The sequence below is a fragment of the Pseudomonas sp. NFR16 genome (assembly GCF_900108875.1).
Classification (GTDB): domain Bacteria; phylum Pseudomonadota; class Gammaproteobacteria; order Pseudomonadales; family Pseudomonadaceae; genus Aquipseudomonas.
In genome coordinates this window covers 484,249-506,334 of sequence record NZ_FNYJ01000003.1, presented here as the reverse complement: position 1 = coordinate 506,334, position 22,086 = coordinate 484,249, and the positions used below count along the sequence as shown (strand labels likewise).

General features: G+C 60.2%; 14 protein-coding genes. 10 read left to right on the top strand and 4 right to left on the bottom strand.

What is annotated here, in order from left to right; translation table 11 throughout:
• The 3 genes from BMZ10_RS15240 to phnR form a co-directional block, all read right to left on the bottom strand.
• Positions 1-780 (bottom strand): pyrroline-5-carboxylate reductase family protein, encoded by a 780-nt coding sequence (locus tag BMZ10_RS15240; protein ID WP_093463780.1) that lies wholly within the window; start codon positions 778-780, stop codon positions 1-3.
• Positions 770-1,474: a TetR/AcrR family transcriptional regulator gene (locus BMZ10_RS15235; protein ID WP_093463778.1), complete on the bottom strand. Its 705-nt coding sequence runs from the start codon at positions 1,472-1,474 to the stop codon at positions 770-772. Before BMZ10_RS15235 ends, BMZ10_RS15240 begins: the two co-directional genes overlap by 11 nt.
• Before the next feature lie 141 nt (positions 1,475-1,615).
• Positions 1,616-2,335, bottom strand: a complete 720-nt coding sequence (gene phnR / locus BMZ10_RS15230) for a phosphonate utilization transcriptional regulator PhnR (protein WP_093463776.1) — start codon at positions 2,333-2,335, stop codon at positions 1,616-1,618.
• Between the two features lie 372 nt (positions 2,336-2,707).
• On the opposite strand from phnR, the gene BMZ10_RS15225 reads away from it, so the two are divergent.
• The 10 genes from BMZ10_RS15225 to BMZ10_RS15180 all read left to right on the top strand — a co-directional run bounded on the left by BMZ10_RS15225 (position 2,708) and on the right by BMZ10_RS15180 (position 19,568).
• On the top strand, positions 2,708-3,784 hold the full coding sequence (locus BMZ10_RS15225; protein ID WP_093463774.1) for an ABC transporter substrate-binding protein: 1,077 nt from the start codon (positions 2,708-2,710) through the stop codon (positions 3,782-3,784).
• A gap of 149 nt (positions 3,785-3,933) precedes the next feature.
• Positions 3,934-4,740 (top strand): alkaline phosphatase family protein, encoded by an 807-nt coding sequence (locus tag BMZ10_RS15220; RefSeq protein WP_093463771.1) that lies wholly within the window; start codon positions 3,934-3,936, stop codon positions 4,738-4,740.
• The gene (locus BMZ10_RS15215; RefSeq protein WP_093463768.1) at positions 4,737-5,579 is read left to right on the top strand and encodes an ABC transporter permease; all 843 of its coding nucleotides are present in this window, start codon (positions 4,737-4,739) and stop codon (positions 5,577-5,579) included. The genes BMZ10_RS15220 and BMZ10_RS15215 overlap by 4 nt, the downstream gene beginning before the upstream one ends.
• Positions 5,566-6,363: an ABC transporter permease gene (locus BMZ10_RS15210; RefSeq protein WP_093463765.1), complete on the top strand. Its 798-nt coding sequence runs from the start codon at positions 5,566-5,568 to the stop codon at positions 6,361-6,363. Before BMZ10_RS15215 ends, BMZ10_RS15210 begins: the two co-directional genes overlap by 14 nt.
• 1 nt (position 6,364) lies before the next feature.
• Entirely contained in the window at positions 6,365-7,354 is a 990-nt protein-coding gene (locus BMZ10_RS15205; RefSeq protein ID WP_093463762.1) for an ABC transporter ATP-binding protein, read from the top strand.
• 185 nt (positions 7,355-7,539) lie between these two features.
• Positions 7,540-8,193, top strand: a complete 654-nt coding sequence (locus BMZ10_RS15200) for an HAD family hydrolase (protein ID WP_093463759.1) — start codon at positions 7,540-7,542, stop codon at positions 8,191-8,193.
• Between the two features lie 134 nt (positions 8,194-8,327).
• Positions 8,328-12,413: an RCC1 domain-containing protein gene (locus BMZ10_RS15195; RefSeq protein WP_093463754.1), complete on the top strand. Its 4,086-nt coding sequence runs from the start codon at positions 8,328-8,330 to the stop codon at positions 12,411-12,413.
• Positions 12,414-12,430: 17 nt separating this feature from the next.
• The gene (locus BMZ10_RS15190) at positions 12,431-13,342 is read left to right on the top strand and encodes an Ig-like domain-containing protein (protein WP_093463751.1); all 912 of its coding nucleotides are present in this window, start codon (positions 12,431-12,433) and stop codon (positions 13,340-13,342) included.
• 76 nt (positions 13,343-13,418) lie between these two features.
• Positions 13,419-15,038 (top strand): hypothetical protein, encoded by a 1,620-nt coding sequence (locus tag BMZ10_RS15185; RefSeq protein ID WP_093463748.1) that lies wholly within the window; start codon positions 13,419-13,421, stop codon positions 15,036-15,038.
• A gap of 33 nt (positions 15,039-15,071) precedes the next feature.
• Entirely contained in the window at positions 15,072-19,568 is a 4,497-nt protein-coding gene (locus BMZ10_RS15180) for an Ig-like domain-containing protein (protein ID WP_093463745.1), read from the top strand.
• A gap of 42 nt (positions 19,569-19,610) precedes the next feature.
• On the opposite strand, the gene BMZ10_RS15175 is transcribed toward BMZ10_RS15180, so the two are convergent.
• Complete coding sequence (locus BMZ10_RS15175; RefSeq protein ID WP_256214507.1) at positions 19,611-22,046, bottom strand: autotransporter outer membrane beta-barrel domain-containing protein; 2,436 nt, start codon at positions 22,044-22,046, stop codon at positions 19,611-19,613.
• Between the last annotated feature and the right edge of the window lie 40 nt (positions 22,047-22,086).

Genomic DNA, 22,086 nt, shown 5'->3' with positions numbered 1-22,086 from the left:
TCACATCCCTCTGCGAGCGACCTCTGCGCCGGCCTGCACCGCCTCACCGATCTGCCGCTCGAAGCCCGCATCCAGCAGGCTCTGCAACGCCGCCGCCGTCACGCCTTTATAAGCGACCAGCGAATCAATCATCGCCTGCGGGTCATGTTCGGCGAGCAACTGACTCGCCGACAGCACCACACCGCGCGCCGCCTGATGCGCGACATCTTCAGGAATGCCCGCCGCCATCGCCTGGTGTGTCAGTGCGGTCATCAACAACGCCGGAAACGCCGGTCCTGTCCCAGACAAGGCACTGAGATAATCGATGCAATCCTCTGTCGGCACTCTGCTCGTCGTGCCGACGCACGCCAGCACATGCTCAATGAAATCGACCTCTGACGCCGACAACTCCAGCGCGCAATGCCAGGGCGTGAAGGACTGTCTGATTTCGACTGCGGCATTGGCCATGGCTCGAACAACGGCCCTCGCCCCCGTCGCCTCGCTGATGGTCTGCGCGGTCACGCCGGCCATCAAGGAGATCACCAGCTTGCCCGACGCATCGATTTTCAGCGCGCTGAACTGCTCAGGGCGCACCGCAAGAACCACAACATCGCTGGCGTCCACCAGCGCCTGATTGTCGCCGACAAGATGCGCGCCGGAGGCGGCAAGCGGATGGCTGCCGGAGCGGTTCGAGAGAAAGAGCTGCGCGGCACTGACGAAGTTCGTCTCCAGCAGCGCCTGCGCCAGCGCGCCACCGAGCCAGCCGGTCCCGCCGATGATGCCGAGGGTTTCAGCTCGCACCGGCGCTCTCCTCGAAGGTTTCAGCCAGCGGCACGAATGCGCCCGGCTCTTTTTCGGCGTAACCAAAGGCGCCGTAGAAGCGGTCGAGCTCGCGCTTCTTCGGCGCCTTGCCGGTAAAGATCGCAACATAGTGCGGGATGCGTCGGAAACGCTCGGTGATGTCTTCGGTGGTCTTCATCGAGATGTAACCGATCTGCGTCAGATAAATCGTTCGGGCACGCGTGTCAGCGGCATCGGCGTCGTAGCCGAAGCGTCGGAACATCGCCGCCAAGCCGTGGATCCGCGCGTCATCCGCCGCGGCGATCTCCGTAGCCACTTCCTCGGACTGCAAGGCCCAGCTGCGGACCGCGAACTCGAACTGCGAATCGAACAGTTCAGGATTCAGCCAGCATTCGAAAACGTTGAGGATCGCTTCGGTGATGTTCTCTGCATAACGTTCGGACTGCTTGAGCATGCCGCCGGTATTTTTGTCTTTCCAGCGCGCCAGCAAGGCGGCAAGCAGTTGTTCGCGATCCTGAAAAAACCAGTAAAAACTGGTGCGTGAAAGGTTCAGGCGCTTGGCCAGTGGCATGACGCGAACCGCATCGATGCCCGATTCTTTCAACGCGTCGTAAGCAGCCTCGAGCCAGCCCTCAGGCGAGCCCCGCCAACCGGAATCCTGGGATTTGCCTCGTTCCTTGCCTGATACCGACATCGGATGTCGCCTTTTGCCCGAATGTGAATGGACGAACTGTACGCCCCTGACTTCACGATGTACATGCGTGTACATTTGCACGACATTCAATCATTCGCTGTGGGCCGTGCTCTCTGAAACGCCAGGCTCGACAGGGGCGGCTCACATCTCTCCCACTACCGCGCTTACGTGGATTGCATCGTGACGCCAGTACTCCAGATCGCAATCGATCAGTCGCCCGCGCTGGTCGTGGTTGACCCTGGCGATGCGCAGTCCGGGGCTGCCGATCGATACTTTCAGGGCAGCGGCGGCCTCGACCGGCAACGCCGTGGGCACGATCTCGAACCGCACCTGACCGTACAGAATGTCGTAGTGACGCGCGTACAACTCGGTCAACGACTGATCCAGGTCGAAGTCGAGGATCTGCGGGAAGTATTCGGGATTGAGGTAGTGCTCGACGTACAGCACCAATCGCTCATCGATGCGCCGCACGCGGCAGATCTGGATCACGCTGGACAATGCAGGCAGTTGCAGCAACTCACAGATGACGGCCGATGCCGGTTGCAGCCGCGCCGATAGCATTTGCGTGGCAGGCACTCGGCCCTGCTGTTGAACCATTGCATGGAAATGACTGCGGCGCATCAGGTCGTAGGCCAGGCGCGGCGGCGAAATGAACCAGCCGCGACGCTCCTCACGGTAGATCAGCCCTTGCGCCTCGAGCTGCACCAGCGCTTCGCGCAGGGTGATACGCGTGGTGTCGAACACTTCGCTCAGCTTGCGCTCCGCCGGAAGCTTGCTGCCGGGCAATAACAGGCCATGTTCGATCTGTTCTTGCAACGCGTTGCAAATGGTCGTCACCGCTCGGGGCACATCTTGGCGCATTTCGTTACCTATCTGGACTAGACCAGCGCTATTTCGGGGCAAGGTCTACTGCCGAACGGCCCGCTTCAGTGATCCACAGCGTAGGCAGCGTAGATGACTGTTGCGTGACAATCCAGCGCGATCTGATTGATAAATCAGGCATAAATAAGAAATTAGCCTTTTTATATCAGCCACTTGGGCATGGTCTACGCTTGTTCGACAGCGATGCCTGATGCCTGCGCTTCACCCAGCAAAAGTCGGTCCATACATGAAAACGTCATGTAACTGGCCTAACTTGGCTCAGGTATTGCTGACCTAGACCAACCCCATCGCAACGCGCACTTCAACGACTTCGTCCTTAGTAACTGTCGAGAAGTACCAAAGGAGCTTCGAATGAAACACCTTTTGCTGGCATCACTCCTGGGTTCGGCCATCGCGCTGAGCACATCGGCCATGGCCGCGGATTCCGACCTCAAGACGCTCGAAGCCGCGGCCAAGGCCGAAGGCGCCGTCAACAGCGTGGGCATGCCCGATGACTGGGCAAACTGGAAAGGCACCTGGACTGACCTCACCGCCAAATACGGTCTGGTGCACATGGACACGGACATGAGCTCGGCTCAGGAAGTGGCCAAGTTCGATGCGGAAAAAGACAACGCCAGCGCCGACATCGGTGACGTGGGTGCCGCGTTCGGCCCTATCGCAACGACCAAGGGCGTGACTCAACCTTACAAGCCGACGACGTGGGATCAGATACCGGACTGGGCCAAGGACAAGGACGGTCACTGGGCACTGGCCTACACCGGCACCATCGCGTTCATCGTCAACAAGAAGCTGCTGCACGGCTCCGAGGTTCCGACCAAGTGGGCCGACCTGAAAGACGGCAAATACAAAGTCACCATCGGTGATGTGAGCACCGCGGCCCAGGCGGCCAACGGCGTGCTTGCAGCGGCGATTGCCATGAAAGGCGACGAAACCAACATCGCACCAGGCCTGCAATTGTTCACTGAACTGGCCAAACAGAAGCGTCTGGGCATCAACAACCCGACCATTCAGACCATGGAAAAAGGTGAAGTGGAAGTTGGCATCGTCTGGGACTTCAACGGCCTGAGCTACAAGGCCAAGATGGCCAATCCTGACGATTACGTCGTGTTGATTCCTTCGGACGGTTCGGTGAAATCCGGCTACACCACCATCATCAACAAATACGCAAAACATCCAAACGCAGCCAAACTGACCCGCGAATACATCTTCAGCGATGAGGGGCAGATCAATCTGGCGAAAGGCAATGCGCGTCCGATTCGTGCAGAAACGGATCTCAAACTGCCCGCCGACATTGCGAAGAACCTGATTCCTTCCGAGCAATATGTCGCCGCCGATCCCAAGCCGATCAAAGATCCGGCCGCCTGGGAAAAAACCTCCAAAGCCCTGCCTCAGCAGTGGAACGAACAGGTCATCGTCGAGATGCAATAACGCTCCACGGCTAACGCAAGTCCCTTGTAGGAGTGAGCTTGCTCGCGATAGCGGTGTGTCAGTCAACACCTATCGGTTACAGGCATTCCGCTATCGCGAGCAAGCTCACTCCTACAGCATAGGGGCCCTCTCCCCCTCCCGGAGTTGCCATGAAACACAACGTCATTCTGATCCTGCTCGACGGCCTGAGTTACAGCGTGGCGCAACATGCGATGGGGCATCTGCTGGCGTATCGGAATGCAGGCCGGGCCGCGCTGTACAAGCTTGAATGCGAATTGCCGGCGCTTTCACGACCGCTGTACGAATGCATCCTGACAGGCGTTGCGCCCATCGACAGTGGCATCGTGCACAACCATGTTTCCCGTCTCTCCAGCCAGCGCAGCATCTTCCATTACGCCGCCGCCGGCGGACTGGAAACCGCCGCTGCGGCCTATCACTGGGTCAGCGAGCTGTACAACCGCAGCCCGTTCATTGCCGGGCGCGATCGTCACACCGACGACGCCGATCTGCCGATCCAGCACGGCCACTTCTACTACGTCGACCACTACCCCGATTCCCACGTGTTCGACGATGCCGAACACCTGCGTACCGCGCATCAGCCGAACTTTCTGTTCATCCACCCGATGAACATCGACGACGCCGGCCACAAGCACGGCCTCGACACTCCGCAATACCGCAATAGCGCGCGTTCGGCCGACATCATCCTGGCCGAGTACCTGCAGCGCTGGCTGGACGCGGGGTATCAGGTGCTGGTGACCGCCGACCACGGCATGAACAACGACCGCTCACACAACGGCCTGCTTCCCGAGGAACGCGAAGTGCCGCTGTTCGTCATCGGCGATGCCTTCAGCCTCGACCCCGATGCGCAACCGAAACAGACCCAGATCTGCGGAACCGTCTGCGAACTGCTCGGCGTGCCCCACGACAAACCTGTCTGCACCGAGGTGCTCAAGTGAATTCACAAAGTCGCGGCAAATGGCTGGGCCTGTTGTGCCTGGTGCCGTTCGCCCTGTTCTTCATTGCGTTTCAGCTCGCGCCACTGGCGTGGGTGGCGATCAACAGCCTGTATTCGGAAAGCGGCTGGGGCCTGGACAACTTCATCAAGGCGTTCAACTCGCGGTTTTATCGTCAGGCCATGCAGTACAGCCTGGAGATCAGCTTCTGGTCGAGTCTGATCGGCATCTTCATCGCCATCCTCGGCAGTTATTCGCTGCGCAAAGTGCCAGGGCGGCTGCGGGATTTCGTCAGCGCTTTTGCTAACATGACCAGCAACTTTTCCGGCGTACCGCTGGCGTTCGCGTTCATCATCCTGCTGGGCTTCAACGGCGCGCTGACGCTTATCCTGAAGCAGGCCGGCATCATCGACGACTTCAACCTGTATTCGAAGACCGGCCTGATCATCCTCTACACCTACTTCCAGATTCCCCTCGGCGTCCTGCTGCTTTATCCGGCGTTCGACGCGCTGCGTGAAGACTGGCGCGAGTCGGCCTCGCTGCTGGGTGCGAGCGGCTGGGATTTCTGGCGACACATCGGCATCCCGGTGCTGACGCCGGCCTTGCTCGGCACGTTCGTGATCCTGCTGGCCAATGCACTGGGCGCCTATGCGACGGTGTATGCGCTGACCACCGGCAACTTCAACGTGCTGCCCATCCGCATCGCCGCGATGGTGGCGGGCGACATTTCACTGGACCCGAACCTGGCCAGTGCGCTGGCCATGATTCTGGTGGGGATGATGACGCTGGTGACCATCGTCCATCAGTGGCTGTTGAAGAGGAGCTACCATGTCTCGCGCTGAACGCGGCCCGGTCGGGCTCTACCACCGCACGGTGGTGTACATCCTGTTTCTGATTCTATTGGCGCCGCTGCTCGGCACCTTCGTGTACTCGATTGCCACCAGTTGGTCGGCATCGATCCTGCCCAGCGGATTCACCTACAAATGGTACGTGGCGCTGTGGAGCGACCCACGGTTTCTCATCGCCTTTGGCCAGTCGCTGCTGGTCTGCGTGGGCGCGCTGATCCTCTCCGTGGTGCTGATCCTGCCGCTGCTGTTCGTGGTGCATTACCACTTCCCGAAGCTCGATGCACTGATGAACATCCTCATCCTGCTGCCATTTGCCGTGCCGCCCGTGGTGTCGTCGGTGGGCCTGCTGCAACTCTATGGTTCCGGCCCGCTGGCGATGGTCGGTACGCCGTGGATTCTGATCGGCTGCTATTTCACTGTGGCGCTGCCGTTCATGTACCGGGCGATCACCAACAACCTGCAGGCGATCAACCTGGTGGACCTGATGGACGCCGCTCAGTTGCTCGGCGCCAGCACGTTCCAGGCGGCGTTTCGGGTGGTGCTGCCCAACCTGCGCAAGGGCCTGATGATCGCGCTGTTGCTGTCGTTCTCATTCCTGTTCGGCGAGTTCGTTTTCGCCAACCTGCTGGTCGGCACGCGCTACGAAACGTTGCAGGTGTACCTCAACAACATGCGCAACAGCAGCGGCCACTTCAACAGTGCACTGGTGATCTCCTATTTCCTCTTCGTACTGCTGCTGACCTGGGCGGCCAACCGACTGAACAAGGACAAAGACTGATATGAGCTTCGTCAGTGTCGAAAACCTGCAAAAGAACTACGCCAGCACAGCGGTCTTCAGCGACATCAATTGCGTGATCAACAAGGGCGAATTCGTCACCCTGCTCGGCCCGTCCGGCTGCGGCAAATCCACCCTGCTGCGTTGCATCGCCGGCCTGACGCCCGTCACCAGCGGCAAGATCTTTCTGGATGGCAAGAACATCGTCCCGGTCTCACCGCAGAAGCGTGGCATCGGCATGGTGTTCCAGAGTTACGCGCTGTTCCCCAACATGAATGTGGAGCAGAACGTCGCCTTCGGCCTGCGCATGCAGAAAGTCAGCGGCGATGAAACGAAGCAACGCGTGGCCGAAGTGTTGAAGCTGGTGGAACTGACCGATTTCGCCAAGCGCTACCCGCATCAGATGTCGGGCGGCCAGTGTCAGCGTGTGGCACTGGCACGCTCGCTGGTGACGCGCCCTCGCCTGCTGCTGCTCGACGAGCCGCTCTCGGCGCTGGATGCGCGGATCCGCAAACACCTGCGCGAACAGATTCGAGCGATCCAGCAGGAGCTGGGCCTGACGACGATTTTCGTGACCCACGATCAGGAAGAAGCGCTGACCATGTCGGACCGCATCTTCCTGATGAACCAGGGCCGCATCGTGCAGAGCGGCGATGCCGAGACGCTGTACACCTCGCCGGTGGACGCTTTCGCCGCCGGTTTCATCGGCAACTACAACCTGCTGGAAGCCGAGGACGCCAGCCGCCTGATGCAGCGACCGATCGGCAGCCGGGTGGCGATCCGACCCGAAGCCATTCAGCTCAGCCTCACCGGCCTGCTCGAAGGCGAGATCCTCAGTCACAGCCTGCTGGGCAACGTGATCCGCTATCGCGTCCAAGCTCACGGCGTCGAACTGGTGGTGGATGTGCTCAACCGATCGGCAAGCGACTTGCACCCGAACGGCCAGCGCGTCACCCTGAACATTGAAGCATCGGCGCTGTGCGAAGTGGCTTAGACGCCACGAGACCTGTAGGAGCGTGGCTTGTCCCGCGATCGGCGGGGAACCCGCCGTAAAACCTGCGAAGGGATTCAGACTGACACACCGCATTCACTTGGGTTGCTGCCGGTTCCCGGCAGTTCGCGGGACAAGCCACGCGCCTACAGTTGATTGCATGTAAATGATTTGAGAGGACAGCGGTAATGGCTTTAGCAATATTCGATCTGGATGAAACGCTGATTCACGGCGACTGCGCCAGCCTTTGGAGCGAGCAGATGGGGCGTCTGGGCTGGGTCGATCCCGAATCGTTCATCAAAAAAGACCACGAATTGATGGAGGCTTACAGTAAGGGCGAGCTGGCGATGGAAGATTACATGGCCTTCAGCCTGGAGCCGATGATCGGCCGTACGCCCGAGGAAGTGGATTTTCTCGTCGGGCCGTGGGTCGAGGACTACATCGAGCCGATCATCTTCAGCGACGCCACCAAGGCCATCGCCGAACATCGCGCCGCGGGTGACCGTATCCTGATCATCTCGGCCTCGGGCGTGCATCTGGTCAAGCCCATCGCCGAACGGATCGGCGTCGACGAGGTGCTGGCGATCGATCTGGACATCGCCCACGGCGTCTACAGCGGCAAGACCACCGGCGTGCTGACCTACCGCGAAGGCAAGATCACACGGCTGATGGAATGGCTGGATCAGGAGGGCGAGAACCTCGAAGGCGCCAGTTTTTACTCGGACTCGCGTAACGATTTGCCGCTGCTGCTAAAGGTGGATTTCCCCCACGTGGTCAATCCGGACCCAACCTTGCTCAAATACGCGCAACAGGCCGGTTGGCCGATTCGCCGCTGGAAGTAGCCCTCACCGGCCACCCTTGGTGGCCTCATGCGAACCGACGGACGGCAGCAAAACCTGTCATTTCTGACAGTAGCCAGACTCCCCAATGCGGCGCCTAATGACTCCAGGCATTCATCGACAGGAGTCAACCCGCCATGGCCGCATCGCCGCTCGATCCCCATCTGAACACCGCCCATCCCAACGCCCTTATCGATCTGGAAATCCCCGGCAGCACCGGTGCGCTTCCGATTCCGCCAGCAGCCGCTGGGGAAACGCTGCTGGGGATCAACCACGGCGCTGCGATGGATAACTTTCCTGAGCAGGGCCTGCAGCTTTACCTGCCGTTCTGGTCGCAAATGTCCGAGGGCGACAGCGTGGAGGTGTGGCTGGATGGCGCAGTCGTTTCGACCGAAGTCATCGAAGCCGCGGAGGTCAATCAACGGGTGACGGCCTTTATCAGGGCCACTCGCCTTCAGCCCGGCCCGCACACCGTAAAATACGTTGTTAAGCGTTTCGGTCAGGCTGCGGAAACGTCCAGTGAAACCCGGATATGGGTCAAGCTCACTCGCCCCGGTGGCCAGGATCAGGACGGTGACACCCCAGGCCATTCGGCGTTGAAACTGACCTTGCCACAGGACGTCATCAACAACGGAGTGGATGCCGACACCGCCGAGGCGGGTGTCCCGGTCACGATCGAACCGTACCCGGACATGCAGCAAGGGGACAGGGTCATGCTCTCCTGGGGTGGCCGCTTCGTGGAACATACGGTGACAGTCGATGAAGTTGACAGCGCCATCGACATTACAGTGGAAAAAGCCGTCATTCTGGAGGCTGGGGACTCCGGTGCGAACGGGCTGGCGGTGACCTACGAAGTGTATGACGTCGTCGAAAACCGCTCCGAGGACTGGGCTGCGGAGACGCGCATCGTTGTGGACACCGGCAGCTCGCGTCTGGACCCTCCCATTGTCGATGAGGCCACCGACAATGTGCTGGACCTGGACGATCTGGGCAACAATCCGGTGACAATCCAGGTGGTAGTGATGAGCCGATTGCAGTTTCTGGCTCAACTCTCAGCTTTGCTGGGCACCCGAGTGACTGCACAGCTGGCAGCCTCCATGGGTAAACAGGCGCTTGCGAGTCTTGTCCCGCTCAAGGCCGACTTCGTGGTAGGCGACCAGATATTCGTGACGTTGACCGGGACCACAGAAGACGGCGATTCCGTTCAGTACGCAGCGGGTCCAGTAACAATCGACCGTATAGGGCATGTCTTCGAGATACCGGTCCCCAACTCGCAGATCCGGAGACTAGCGAAAACCCAGGCCGTATTCGCCTACGATTTGAAGGACGCAGGGGGATCGTTGAAAGCCTCCTCTAAGCGTGCATTTGTCAACGTCATCGGTGAAACCGAACGCATGGCTGCCCCGGTCGCACTGGATGCACAGCAAGGTGCGCTCGATCCGGAGCTGCCGCAGACCACGGTGCGAATTCCGTGGGATGACAGCATGGCGGCAGGCAATGTGATCACCCTGAAATGGATTGGGACGCGGCCCGACCTCGGCGTTACCGACCCGGATTTTGATCCGCACACCATTAATAGTCGGGAAGCCGAGAACAAGACCCCGATCGACTTCACGGTACTCGGTACGCACTTGAAACAAATTGAGGGCGGCACCCTCCAGCTGTATTTCATTCTGGCCAGGGACGACAACGGCACGATTGTCACACGCGAGTCTGCCCGATCAGCAACGCTGGACGTAGGCGCGCGACGCGCCGAATTGCCAGCTCCCGTGGTCGCAGGCGTAGTGAACGGCGCACTGGATCCGGCACTGGACGGAACAACCCTGACCGTGCCCGTTTACGCCGAAATGGCGGCGGGCGATGAGGTCTTCATGCTGTGGCAAGGCAGCCTGGGCGGCGAAGTCGAAAACTCCATCAGGATCAACACGATCACGGTCAACAAACCGGTGATCTTTAACATATACCCGGAGGATATTTCCACCAACGACGGCGGCACCGTTGAGGCTTCTTATCAAGTGCAGCGCGTTAGTGGCAGGACAAGCAAGTCGGATATCAACCCTTTCACCGTCGGTGCAGCTCAACCGTCGCAACCGGTCGCACCTTCGGTGCCCGGCAGTGAGAACGGCATCCTCGAACTGACCGAAGTTGCAAGCGGCGCAAAGGTCCTCATTGCGCCTTGGAAAGGCATGACATCCGGCGACAGCGTCACGATGACCTGGCAGGACGACCTGGGGACTCCCGCCTACACGGCCAGCGAGAACATTACCGGCAACGCGGCAGGGGAAGAAGTGAGCTTCAATGTCGCGCTGGACGAGGTGCGCAAGAGTCTGGGTGGCGAGGTCACGGTCAGCTACGTAGTCACGCCACTGCAAGGCAGCGTCGCCCCGTCACTGCCGCTGAGGTTTGCTGTGCAGGATTCACCTGCCGTGCGATTGCCCGCCCCGTTTATTGTGGAAGCGGTGGGCTCGACGCTAGACCCAGGCTCCGTGCTCAATGGCGCGCATGTGCGAATCGATGCCGGCGCGCGACTTGTTGTCGGAGATGAAGTGACCCTCACATGGGCCGGCCAGTCGGGAGCGGGCAGCGTGTCGCCAACACAAACCGCGAGCGTCGCGGGGGCGATGGTGTTCGACATCGCTTATGCCACCGTCATAGCCAACGACGGAAAAAGCGTGACCCTGAGTTATACCGTCAAACGCAGCGATCTCACCGTAGAAGGGCCCTCGCCGGCCGCGGTCTACGACGTCAAATCCGGCTTGGGCGCAGGCAAGCTCAACGTCATGGGAGCTCGGTTCAACCGCAGCCATTACCGCTCATCCGCGGTACCGCGGCGCATCAGCGCATTCGATGCCACGACCGGCAACGCGATCTCCGCCCAATGGCAGTACGAAGGCGACGGAGCGTCCTGGAATCAAGCGAAAACCTGGCGTGACACACGCCCTGATCTGGTGCTGCGCGTGCAGACCAGCGACGACACCCTGGCCTTGAGCCCGGCCAATGTCATCGGTAGCGGGAATGACACCACTGTCACGGGCAATGCCGCGCTGGTTGCTCATCGCGACTCGCACGACGTGATTGGTTGGGGCAACGCGGCCTTCGGAGCGCAGATTCCCTCCACCATCATCACCATGGACGACATCGTCGAAGTCAGCTGTACCCGCAGCGCATATGCAGCACGTAGGGCGAACGGTTACGTAGTCGTGTGGGGCAATGCGGCGGAGGGCGGCAGTCTTGCTGTTCCGCCCCCCGGTGTTTCGTCAGCCAACTTCGTCGCAGTTTCAAGCAACAGCGTGGCATTTGCCGGAATAAAAACAACTGGCAGCGTCGTTGCCTGGGGCACTGCCGCCTCAGGAGGGACCGTCCCTGTAGACATTGCCGCGCTCACCGATATCTCGCTGGTGGCAGGAGCAGGGACCGCGTTCGCTGCCATAAGACGCACCGGCCAAGTGGTCGCCTGGGGGGCCGCTGCTGCCGGAGGCGTTGTGCCGGACGACATTGCCGGGCTCACCGATATCGTTGAGGTGTCCGGCAATTTCACCGCCTTCGCTGCCATGCGCGGCAACGGCAGAGTGGTCGCGTGGGGCACTGCTGCCAACGGCGGCACTGTACCAACGAATATTGCCGCGCTGACGGACATTGCAGAGCTTGGAAGCAGCACGGCAAGGGCCTTCTCCCTGATCAGAACCACCGGACAGGTTATGACCTGGGGCGACGCAGCTTACGGCGGTACTGTGCCCGAAGACATCGGATCGCTGACAGACATCATCGAGGTCAGCGCCACCTGGCAGGCGTTCGCCGCCCGTCGAGGCAATGGCCATGTAGTTGCGTGGGGGCCAGCCACTCACGGCGGCACCGTTCCTCAGGACATTGCGACGCTCAACGACATCGTGGAAGTGGTCGGCAATGCCAAAGCGTTCGCCGCGCTGCGTCGCAACGGCACCGTTGTCGCCTGGGGCGATGCGACGGTGGGGGGCGACACCACAGCAGTCGTTGCAGAGCTGACCAAAGTGCAAGCGGTCTATGCCAATAGCCAGAGTTTTGTGGCACTCACTTCCGACGGCAGGGTCGTGACCTGGGGTAACGCCGTGGGGGGTGGCGACAGCAGCGCGGTGCAAAATCTGCTGCTTGGAAAAGTCTCGTATCTAGCGACTCCAGCAGCCAGAGGGATGGCGTTGAATGCCAGAAGCAGGCTCGAAAAAAAAAAGCAGCGAGCCGAACAATAGTTGAGTGGAGCCAACCCATGGTCGAGGAAGCGCAGAACGGCTTCCTTGACCCTGGCACCGATCCGGATAGACCCATCGTTGCCCATGTTCCACCGGGAGCGTTGAAGTACCTGGACCGGGTCAACCTCTATGTCGGCAGCAAGTTGATCGACTACATCATGGTCAATCGAAACGGTCCGGGGACAGGCTTTGACTTCAAGATTGCCGCATCTGAATTCATGCCATACGCCGAGACATCCGTCGCCGTTTGGTATGGCGTCGTCCCGGCAGGAGAACAGGAGGAGCAGCCATCGGAAAACCTGGTCCTGACCATCAGTGGCGGATTCGAGGCCAGTGCAACGCTGGATCTGTCAGCCAGAAGCTACATTGTGGCGCAACCGAAACCGCCCTCGGTGCTCCCGGATTTTGTCCACATGACCCGGACGGCGAGTTGGGGTGTCGCGCCCTACACCTACAGCAGCAGCGACGAAACAGTCGCGAGCGTAGATGGCGCGGGTGAGGTGACAGCCAGAGCCAATGGCACTTGCGACATCACCTCAACCGACAGCACCGGTGCGACCCGTCAGTTCTCGCTGACCATCAGCGGCATCGCAGTGGTCCACTTCCTGACCGGCAACGCCGATTGGGCGGGCATGCAAGCGGTCTGTGATGCGGCGGGACTCAGTCCCATCACGCTGGCGCAGTGCAAAGCGTTGTGGACGCAGTACGCCGACGACATGCCGGTAACCACGTACCTGGGCTGGCTCGACTACCCGTTCTGGACTGCCGACAGCGTCGGTGCTGGCACGTACAGCACTTACAACCTCAGCGGCCCGGATGTGAATGAGAACGCCAGCAGCGCCGAGGGCTCACTGCGTCATCAGGCCGTTGGCGTGGCGTCGGATGCAGCACAGCTCGCCGCGTTAAGAAGCTGGCAGCTAAGCAATTGATAGCTGCTCAGCACCTCGCGCGGATCGCAACGGTCCGCGCAGCCCTCAGCTACATCCGCCAGGAGGCGAAAACGTCATGAAGACCTTGATATCCAGCTGTGCCGCGACGCTGTTATTGATCTGTCTCAACGCTCAGGCCATCACCGGCCCGGAAACCGCTCAACTGCTCAATAACCGCTACCAGACCACCACCCAGACCTGCGCAGCCAACAAACCCGCCTGGTACTGCAGCGGCGTGTTGGTTAGAACGCAGCTTCAGTCGCAAGCGCCCAGGCAGTTGTTCTGGGAGCATGACAGCGCAGCCACGGCGCTTGGGGCCGAGGGCCTGATTTACCTGCGTCGCGATCTGAGCATCCGCGATACCCCCACCGCCAATGGCGCCGTATTCACTGATCTTTTCACCGCAGTGGGCGACGGCAAGTCGCTAGAGGTGCTTTGTGCCTACCCTTTCGCCGCGCAGCTAAGCAGTCATGCCGACTTCGGCTGTGCCCTGCCCGCCGGCGCTCGGCAATCTTCGACCAAGACCGGTTCCTGTGTCGGGCTGGGAGTCATCGACACTCAGTCTTGGCTGGCTCACTTTCAACAGACCGGCAATCAGGTGGAGGAGCAGTGTTCACTGGACGCGCTTGACCCGATCCAGTTCGCTATCAGCCTTACCGCACATGAAGGCCTGGGCAGCGAATGGTCGTCCAGCGCCAATCAGGTCCAGGTTAAAAACTGGGACGCCTCGAGTCCATCGAACGTGCCGGTGCAAGCGTTGTTCTACGACACGAGCCAGACCGGAGCACTGGCGGCAGCTCAAGCAGACCAACGTGATTTTTTCACTGCTACCGGACAATGGCTATCGGTGGTGCGCCTGAACCTGAACGACACGTCCGGCAAGGTGTTCGGGTTCAACCTTCAGGACCAGCTTTACGTGGGTTACCAGGTTGCCGCGAGGCTGAACGCCCGTTATGCCGACACGCGTGCTGAATGCCCAGGTGGACAGCCAGCGTATTACTGCAATGGAGTGTTGTTCCGCTCCACCGAAGCGACGAGCGCCTTCCATGCCTGGGATCCCAGCCCGGGCTCGATCAGAAATAACGGCGTTTCTTTTTCCTATGCTCGTCAAGGCCTCGTCATCAATCAGCTCGTGTATAGCCGCCCGTTTGGCTTTATTTTTAAGGAATCGGCGGCACCAGTTGTCCATTCGGCCACCGTCCGATGCGCCTACCCGTATGACGCGGGTACAAGTGGCAGCCCCGACCCCTGCACGTTTCTCGGCGCATGCGAAGCACTGGGGATCGACAGCGTAGCTGCATGGATGGCGCGATACGCGGCTAACCCCGGCAGGGGGTGTGCATTTGAAGGATCCCGCGCAGCACAATTTCAGTTGAGCCTGGAGGTACGGCGTGAATTCCCCAATCGCTCAGACTGGAACGAACTCATACTTGCGGCCTGGCCGCAGAGCATTCCTGACCAACTGCCACTCGAAGCACTGTTCTACCAGTCAGGCAGCGGCGGCCTGCCCCACGAGCAATTCATTCAGAACGACTATTTCCAGCAGACTCAACGGTTCCTGCCAGTCGTCGCGATGAATCTGGCAGCGCTGGATGGCACGATTTTTACCTATGACCCCGCAGACCAACTGGCACCCGGCGCGCCTTCATCACGTCGGGGCCAACGCTATGAGAGCTCCCGCACCGCTAACCATTGACGCCTCCGTGCCCGCTCAACAAGGACGTTCACCATGAAACGCTATTCACGCACCCTTTTCCCCCCACTGGGCCACGACCACTCAACACTCGCGCTGCGCCCGGTGATGATCAGCGGTCTGGTCACACCCGTTAAAGACGGTGACGGCGGGGTCAACATCAGCATCGTCGAAGACAACCCAAACGGTGTGCTCGCCGCCGTCGACCCCTGGCAGGACATGCAGGTGGGCGACCGTGTCGACATCCATTGGGACGGCGTGCCCGTGGGCGGGCGCGACGTTATCGACGCCGACATCGACAAACGCATGTATTTTTATCTGCCAACTGATCCGATCAAGCCCGACTGGGCTGAAAAAGTGCTCTACAGCCTGATCCGTACCGGGTCGACCGTGCCCGATGAATCCGTGCCATTGCGCCTGCGGGTCAAACTCGACCGCCCGGCCGGCTTGGACAGTGATCCACATCTGCCCGGCCACTCGGAACTCGCGGCGCCGCAACTGCCGCAGGACGTTATTGATAACGGCGTTGATGCCCAGTGGGCCAAGAATGGCATCCCGGTGACCATTGCTGCGTACCCGGGCCGGGCCGCTCGCGACACGGTCGAGCTGCGGTGGGGCGTGGTGCCGCTCTTCGGGGTAATCACCGAAGAGCAGGCTGCGGGCACTGCCCCCATCGTCATTGACGTTAACCAGGAGGCGATACTCGCGGCAGGCGACTCCACGAATCTGCTTGTGCACTATCAGGTGTACGACGAGGTCTGGAATTTCTCCGAGCAATGGTCACTGCAGACCTTCGTGCCAGTAGATGCCGGCGCCTGGAAGCTGTCGGCTCCGATCATTCAGGAGGCAATCAATGGCGAGATCGACTTGGGCAATCTGGGCAGCATGGCCGTAACGGTCAAGATCCCTGTCACCGAAGACCCGTTCGAGCGCGACGATACCGTGACCATGACATGGCTCGGCACCACGGAGGCAGGCGCCCCGCTGACGTACAACCAATCGGTCACCATTACGAACATTCCGGCAATCTATGACACCAGCGTGCCCAATGCACTCGTGCGCCAGCTTATCAACGGGACTGCTCAGGCGTCTTATGTCCTGACCAAAGCCAACGGTGACCCGCCGCAGTCATCGAAACGGGCAAACGTGAAAATTACCGGAGTGGCGCCCCTGCAGATACCACGGATTCTGGAACTGATTGGCGATGTGCTCGACCCGCATGCAGAACGCGCTCATGTAGAGATCCCGGTTTACGACCGCATGGCCAACGGTGATCTGATCGATCTGGTCTGGATGGGCACCCGCGTTGACGGCGCGCCCTATCTCTATGAAGCCCAACAAATGGTGTCCGACAACGAGGTAGGCGACGTCGTTTATATCCCTGTGGCGGGTGAACACATCGCCTTGCTCGAAAACGGCACAGTCGACGTCAATTATCGGGTCTCCAACGATGCCTGGCAGATCTTTGATGTGCGGGTGTCGGAGCACCTGTTCGTCAAGGTCGGCCAATACGTGAGTCAATTACCGGCGCCGATCATCGTTGAAGCACCGGACGGGGTGCTTGATCCCGAGGTGAACCCCGGGAATGTCACGCTACGGGTCAACTACGCCGGCACGGTCAATGGCGATACGCTGACCTGGTATTGGCTGGGTCAACCGGGGACGGGCAGCGGCAGCGCCTGGATCCCCATCACCGTGATCATTGCAGGCAAACCGGTCGACTTCACCATTCCTCGATCACTGATCGAGCCCAACATCAATGACGAAGTGAGGGTGCTGTACACACTCAAGCGCGGCGCCACCGGCCTGTTCGAGTACTCGGCAACACTGAACCTGGTGATCGGCAAGCTGATCGGCGAACTCCCCGCGCCTGTCGTCCTCGAAGCGGGCAAGGACAAGCCCCTCGACCCAATGGACGCTCTGAACGGCGTCACGGTTCAAGTCAGTTACGCCAGCATGGAGGAACAAGACGACATCACGCAGATCTGGCTAGGCAGTCCGGGAGTTGGCTCTCCGGCCGATCAGGAAGCGAGTGGGAGTGACAGCGGGCTGGTCAACTTCTCGATCCCTGCGCAGGTGGTCGGGGCGAATATTGGCCGGGAAGTCAGCGTGTCCTATCGCGTCAAACGCTACACCGCTGAGAAGCCGTCCGATCTATTGCGATTGCCCATACTGCCCTTCGGCAACCCAGACAAGGACCTGCCACACCCGGTCATTACGCAGGCAAACAGCCAGACGATGACGCTAAACCTGGCGACGTTCGCCGGCAACGCCACCACCACCGTCGCCAAATGGCCCTTCAGTGCTTCGGGCCAGCGAGTCTGGTTGCGGCTTGAAGGAGAAGGCAGCAGCGGCGGCCTCTATGCAATCACGCTGCTGGACGGAGCCGAACTCACCAGCGCTCAAGCCTCTGACGGCCTGTCGGTCACCCTGCCGCGCACTGAATTGGAAAAGCTTGGCCAGGACACTCGCCTGACAGTGATCTGCAACGTTGCCTTCGATGGCACGGCCAGTGAAAGCACGGCCGTGCAGTTTCCCGTCACAACGTACACCTTCAAGTTGCACCATGACTGGGTCAGTCCGCAGATCATCAGCGTCAAGGACAGCAAGGGCGAGGTCAACGAAGGCGCAATCACGTTTGATACCTCGGTCGCCCTCACCGGCACGTCGACCCTTGAGGCTGAGCTCGAGATTCTCGACGACAAGACGCCTCTGACCAGCACCCGTGCAAATGGCAGCGGCGCATGGAACATCGATCTGTCGGGGTTAAAGATCAAAAACTACAGCCTTACGGCCCACGCGCTGGATGGCAGCGGCCTGATCTCGCAGCCCCGTCGGTTTGAAGTGGTCGCCAACCTGACGCCGACGATCACTCAGGCGGTCGGCTCCAACGGCCCGATCAGCAACGGCGGCAGCACGGTCGAAACCAGTATCACGTTGTCTGGCCAAGGCAGCCCCGATCAGCAGATCGAACTGTTTGAAGGCAAAGACTCCAAAGGCACGGCGCGTACAAACGGTGCAGGTGCCTGGTCGATGACGCTGTCAGATTTGACGGTCGCCTCGCATGCATTCAAAGCCAAGGCGCTATATGGGACGCAGCCTGAATCGACGGAGTGGACGATTATTGTGACGCAGGCGGTCACGCCGACAATCAACAGCGTCAAAGACTCCAACACCGTTGAAATCCCACCCGACGGCTTTACCGTGGACACCACGGTGGTGCTGACGGGCAGTGCCAGCGCGAATCTGGAGGTGGAAATTTTCGACGGCGCAGATTCCAAAGGCAAAGCCAGGGCTGATGCGGGCGGACAATGGACGCTGGAGCTGAAGGGGTTGAGCGTGGCAGTGCATGCCATGATGGCCAAGGCCGACTACGCAAGCCATCCGGAATCACCGAAGCGCAAGTTCACCATCACCGCCGTCGTCACCCCGACCATCACCAGGGTCGAGGATCCACAGGGCAACCCCGTGACCAATGGCGGCTCGACCTACGCCAATACGGTCACCGCCTCGGGCAAGGCCTCGATCGGTCAATCCGTAGAGGTGTTCGACGGCGGCGCGTCCAAAGGCACTGCCAGCGTGAACAGCAGTGGCGACTGGTCGCGGTCGGTGAGTGGCCTGTCGGTCGGCGCGCATAGTCTGACCGCCAGAGCGCTTTATGCGAATAGTCCGGTGTCTTCAGCGTGGGCATTAAACGTTCAAGCTGCCACGGCGCCCACGCTCAGCGTACGCGACTCCCGAGGGGAGGTTGGTCAGGGAAGTAACATAACCGACACGACGGTAACGGTGTCGGGCACGGCTGTGGCCAACGAGCAGGTAGAGGTCTTCGACAATAACGTGTCCAAAGGCACGGAAACAGCGGGCGGTAACGGCGCGTGGAGTCGCTCCGTGGGAGTGCCCATCGGTTCCCACAGCATCAAGGCTGTCGGGAAATATGGCGACAATCCTTCATCGCCGACTCGCAGCTTCAACGTGGTATCGCCGATACCGGATTTCGTGCTGGATACATCGCCCGTGTCGCTGAATGGAGCATTTTGGGGGCTGGCAGACTATCCAGGCCACGTTCCCCTAAATTGGCCAGCGGGGACTACGTATCGCAGGAACCCTTCCAGCGGGGTGGCGCCCTACAGTTATTCGTCGAGTGACACGTCAAAAGTATTAGTCGATAACACCGGTTTCATCATCTCGGTGTCGAACGGTACAGCTACTATTACGGTGCAGGACCAGCAGGGCCGTCGAGGCTCTTATACCGTGACGGTTTCAAATGTGACGTTGGTGCACGGAATTGGCAAGCGTGATTACAAAGATGCGAACCGACAGGCCGCAGCCCTCGGATTACATCTGATGAATATGGGCCAGCTTCGTAGTATTTACAGCCTATACGGGAGTACATTTCCTATGGGGAACTTTCCATACTGGTCAACCGATGGTGCCGGATTTTTACAGAACTACACCAAAAACGTGGTCACAGGTGAGGAAGGAAGAGGAACCGTCACGCTACCTGGCAGCTACTGCGGCGTTCTGGCCATATGAGTGAATCGGGAGAGCTTGAGGGAGCTCTCCCGATAGTCAGAATCACCAGCTATACCGCAACCCCACATTCGCCCCGAATGGCTGTTCAATGTGCTCGCCATTCGAATAGTCGAAGTCAGCATGTAACTGCAGGCTGTCCGAGAATGCCACGGCAACACCGGCACCCAACTCACCGCGCGAGCCGGACAAGTCGTTGTTGAACACGTTGTTGTTGACCTGAACTTCGTTGTTCTTCGCGAACTCGTGCACCCCCGCCACCCGCACATACGGCTGCACGACACTGCCGCCCGCCATCGCAAAGTTGCGCCCTGCGGTCACGCCCACTTTGCCCAGCAGCGAGCGGGTACGGTCCCCTTGCGCTTGCATGCCGTTGTCCAGGCCATAATCTTTGCCCTGAATCACCACGGCAGCCCATTGAGTGAAGGGCTCGACGAAGTAACCGTCGTCCAGTTTGACGTGGCGTCCGAACTCCACCGAACCGCCCAGGCCGTCGTTGTCATAATCGCCCTTGGCACGTGTGCCATCGCTCATGCTGACTTTCGAATCGTTGCGAAAGCGGTTGAGCTTGAGCACGCCGTCGAAATAGTAACCGCTGGCCTGATCCAGCCAGGTGGTGTAGGCGCCCACGTAATAGCTTTTCACGGTGCCTGAGGTGCCACGGCTGATGTCCAGATCAGAAGTGCTGTGGCCGGCGAGCACACCGATCAGCCATTGACCGTCACCCATCGGCAGCGGCGCATCGGCACCCAGCGACAGGCCATGCTGCGTCTGCTGATAACCCACACCGGATGCTTCATCGACGTTGTATTTGTTGCCATAAGAGCGCACCCAGCCACCGGCTTTTCCACCATTGAATCGCAATTCACCCATCCGGCTGCGCAGGGAGGTCAGCTCGCCATACCACACCGTCGGTGCGGTGTTGAACAGCGCCAGCACCGAGCGCGTGCCAGGACTGATCGTCGCTGTCCTCGGATCGAGAAACCAGTCGGTCCCGCCCGCGCCGTTGCTCGTCGACGCCAGTTGGTAGGAATAAGTCCCCACGTCCACCGCGCGATCGCCCGCCAGGGCAAAGGTCGCATTGCCGCCCCCGGTCTGCACGACGGTCAAGGGCTGCGGTGAAGCCGGGTCGACGCCGGATCCTGCGATCTGCAAGGTATGGCTGCCCGTCGCAGAACCACTCACCACAAGGGTGTCATGCTGGTTCGTGGCGTAGTCGACATCCATGACAAAGGTGCCAGTACCCGACAGCGTGCCGACGTTCAGTTGATAGAACTCGCTGGCGGCACCGAACTTCACCGTGCCGGTGTCCATCACCAACGTGTTAATGCTGTTCGACGCGGTCATGTTCCAGATCGAAGGATCGCCCACGGTCAACTGATCGACATCGATCAGATTGCCGGTGAAGACCGAATCATTCTCCAGCAAGACGACACCGGTGCCGTCGCTGGTGATATCGCCCGTCATCCTGCTGGCGCTGAGGCTGATGTCATGCACGCCTGACACATTGCCGATCAGCGTCGAGCCGTTATTCATCGTCAAACTGCCGGTACTGCTGCCATCGGCAGAAATATTGCCGGCCAGGTTGCCCTGATCGAAAGTCAGGTCAGCGGTGCTGTCATCGGAAATATCGATATTGCCTTGCAAGTCACTGGCTTGCACCGTCACGGTGGCGGTAGCGTTGTTGGTCACCTCCAGCGCGTTGCCATTGCCGCCGGTGAGCGTGGTGCCGTTGAGCAGGTTGAGATTCGCCGTAACGGCCGCGCCCTGCCCTGATATCTGGATGGCGGCGCCGCTCGCGCCTTCGACATGAGTGCCCACGAGTTCGACCGTTCCCGAGGCGCCGGTGCTGCCCCGGTAGCTGATGCCGTTGAGCCCGCCGCTCACCGTGCTGTTGCGCAGGGTCATGTTCGAATTGAATGCCTGAATCCCAAAACTGTTGGCGCCGGTGCCCTGAATGGCTGTACCGGTCGCATCCAGGCTGCTGCCAACGGATAGCCGCATCCCACCCGTGACGCCCGTGACGCTCCCCCCATTAATGAGGAAGGTATTCCCGGGGCCGCCTGCCACTTGGACGCCGGAAATGCCGATGCCTGCGCCGGTCACCGAAGAGTTGGTCAACGTCGCCAGCGTGCCGTTCGCTGTAAAGGCAGGGGCGGTGTTGGTTGACGCGATCGTCGCGCCGATGATGTTTGCCACCGAGCCCGCATCCAGAACGATCAGGCCCGCAGAACTCCCGGCGTTGAGATTGAGCGTGCTGGCCCCGCTGCCTCCCACATCCAGAATCTGGCCACCTGCATTGACGTTCAGGGTCGCCCCTGTGGCCATGCTCCAGCTCTCTGGCGTGTCACCTGAGCTGACGGTGACGGACTCGCCCGGCAGCAGGACACGACCCTGGGCAGCGGCGCTGATGCAAAGCGCGAGCGAGATGAAAGTCGAGGGTTTGAAATAGCGGAAAAACAAAGGACGGGATGAGTTCATGTCAGCTCCATGGAATAAACGCCATTCCCGCGGAACTGCT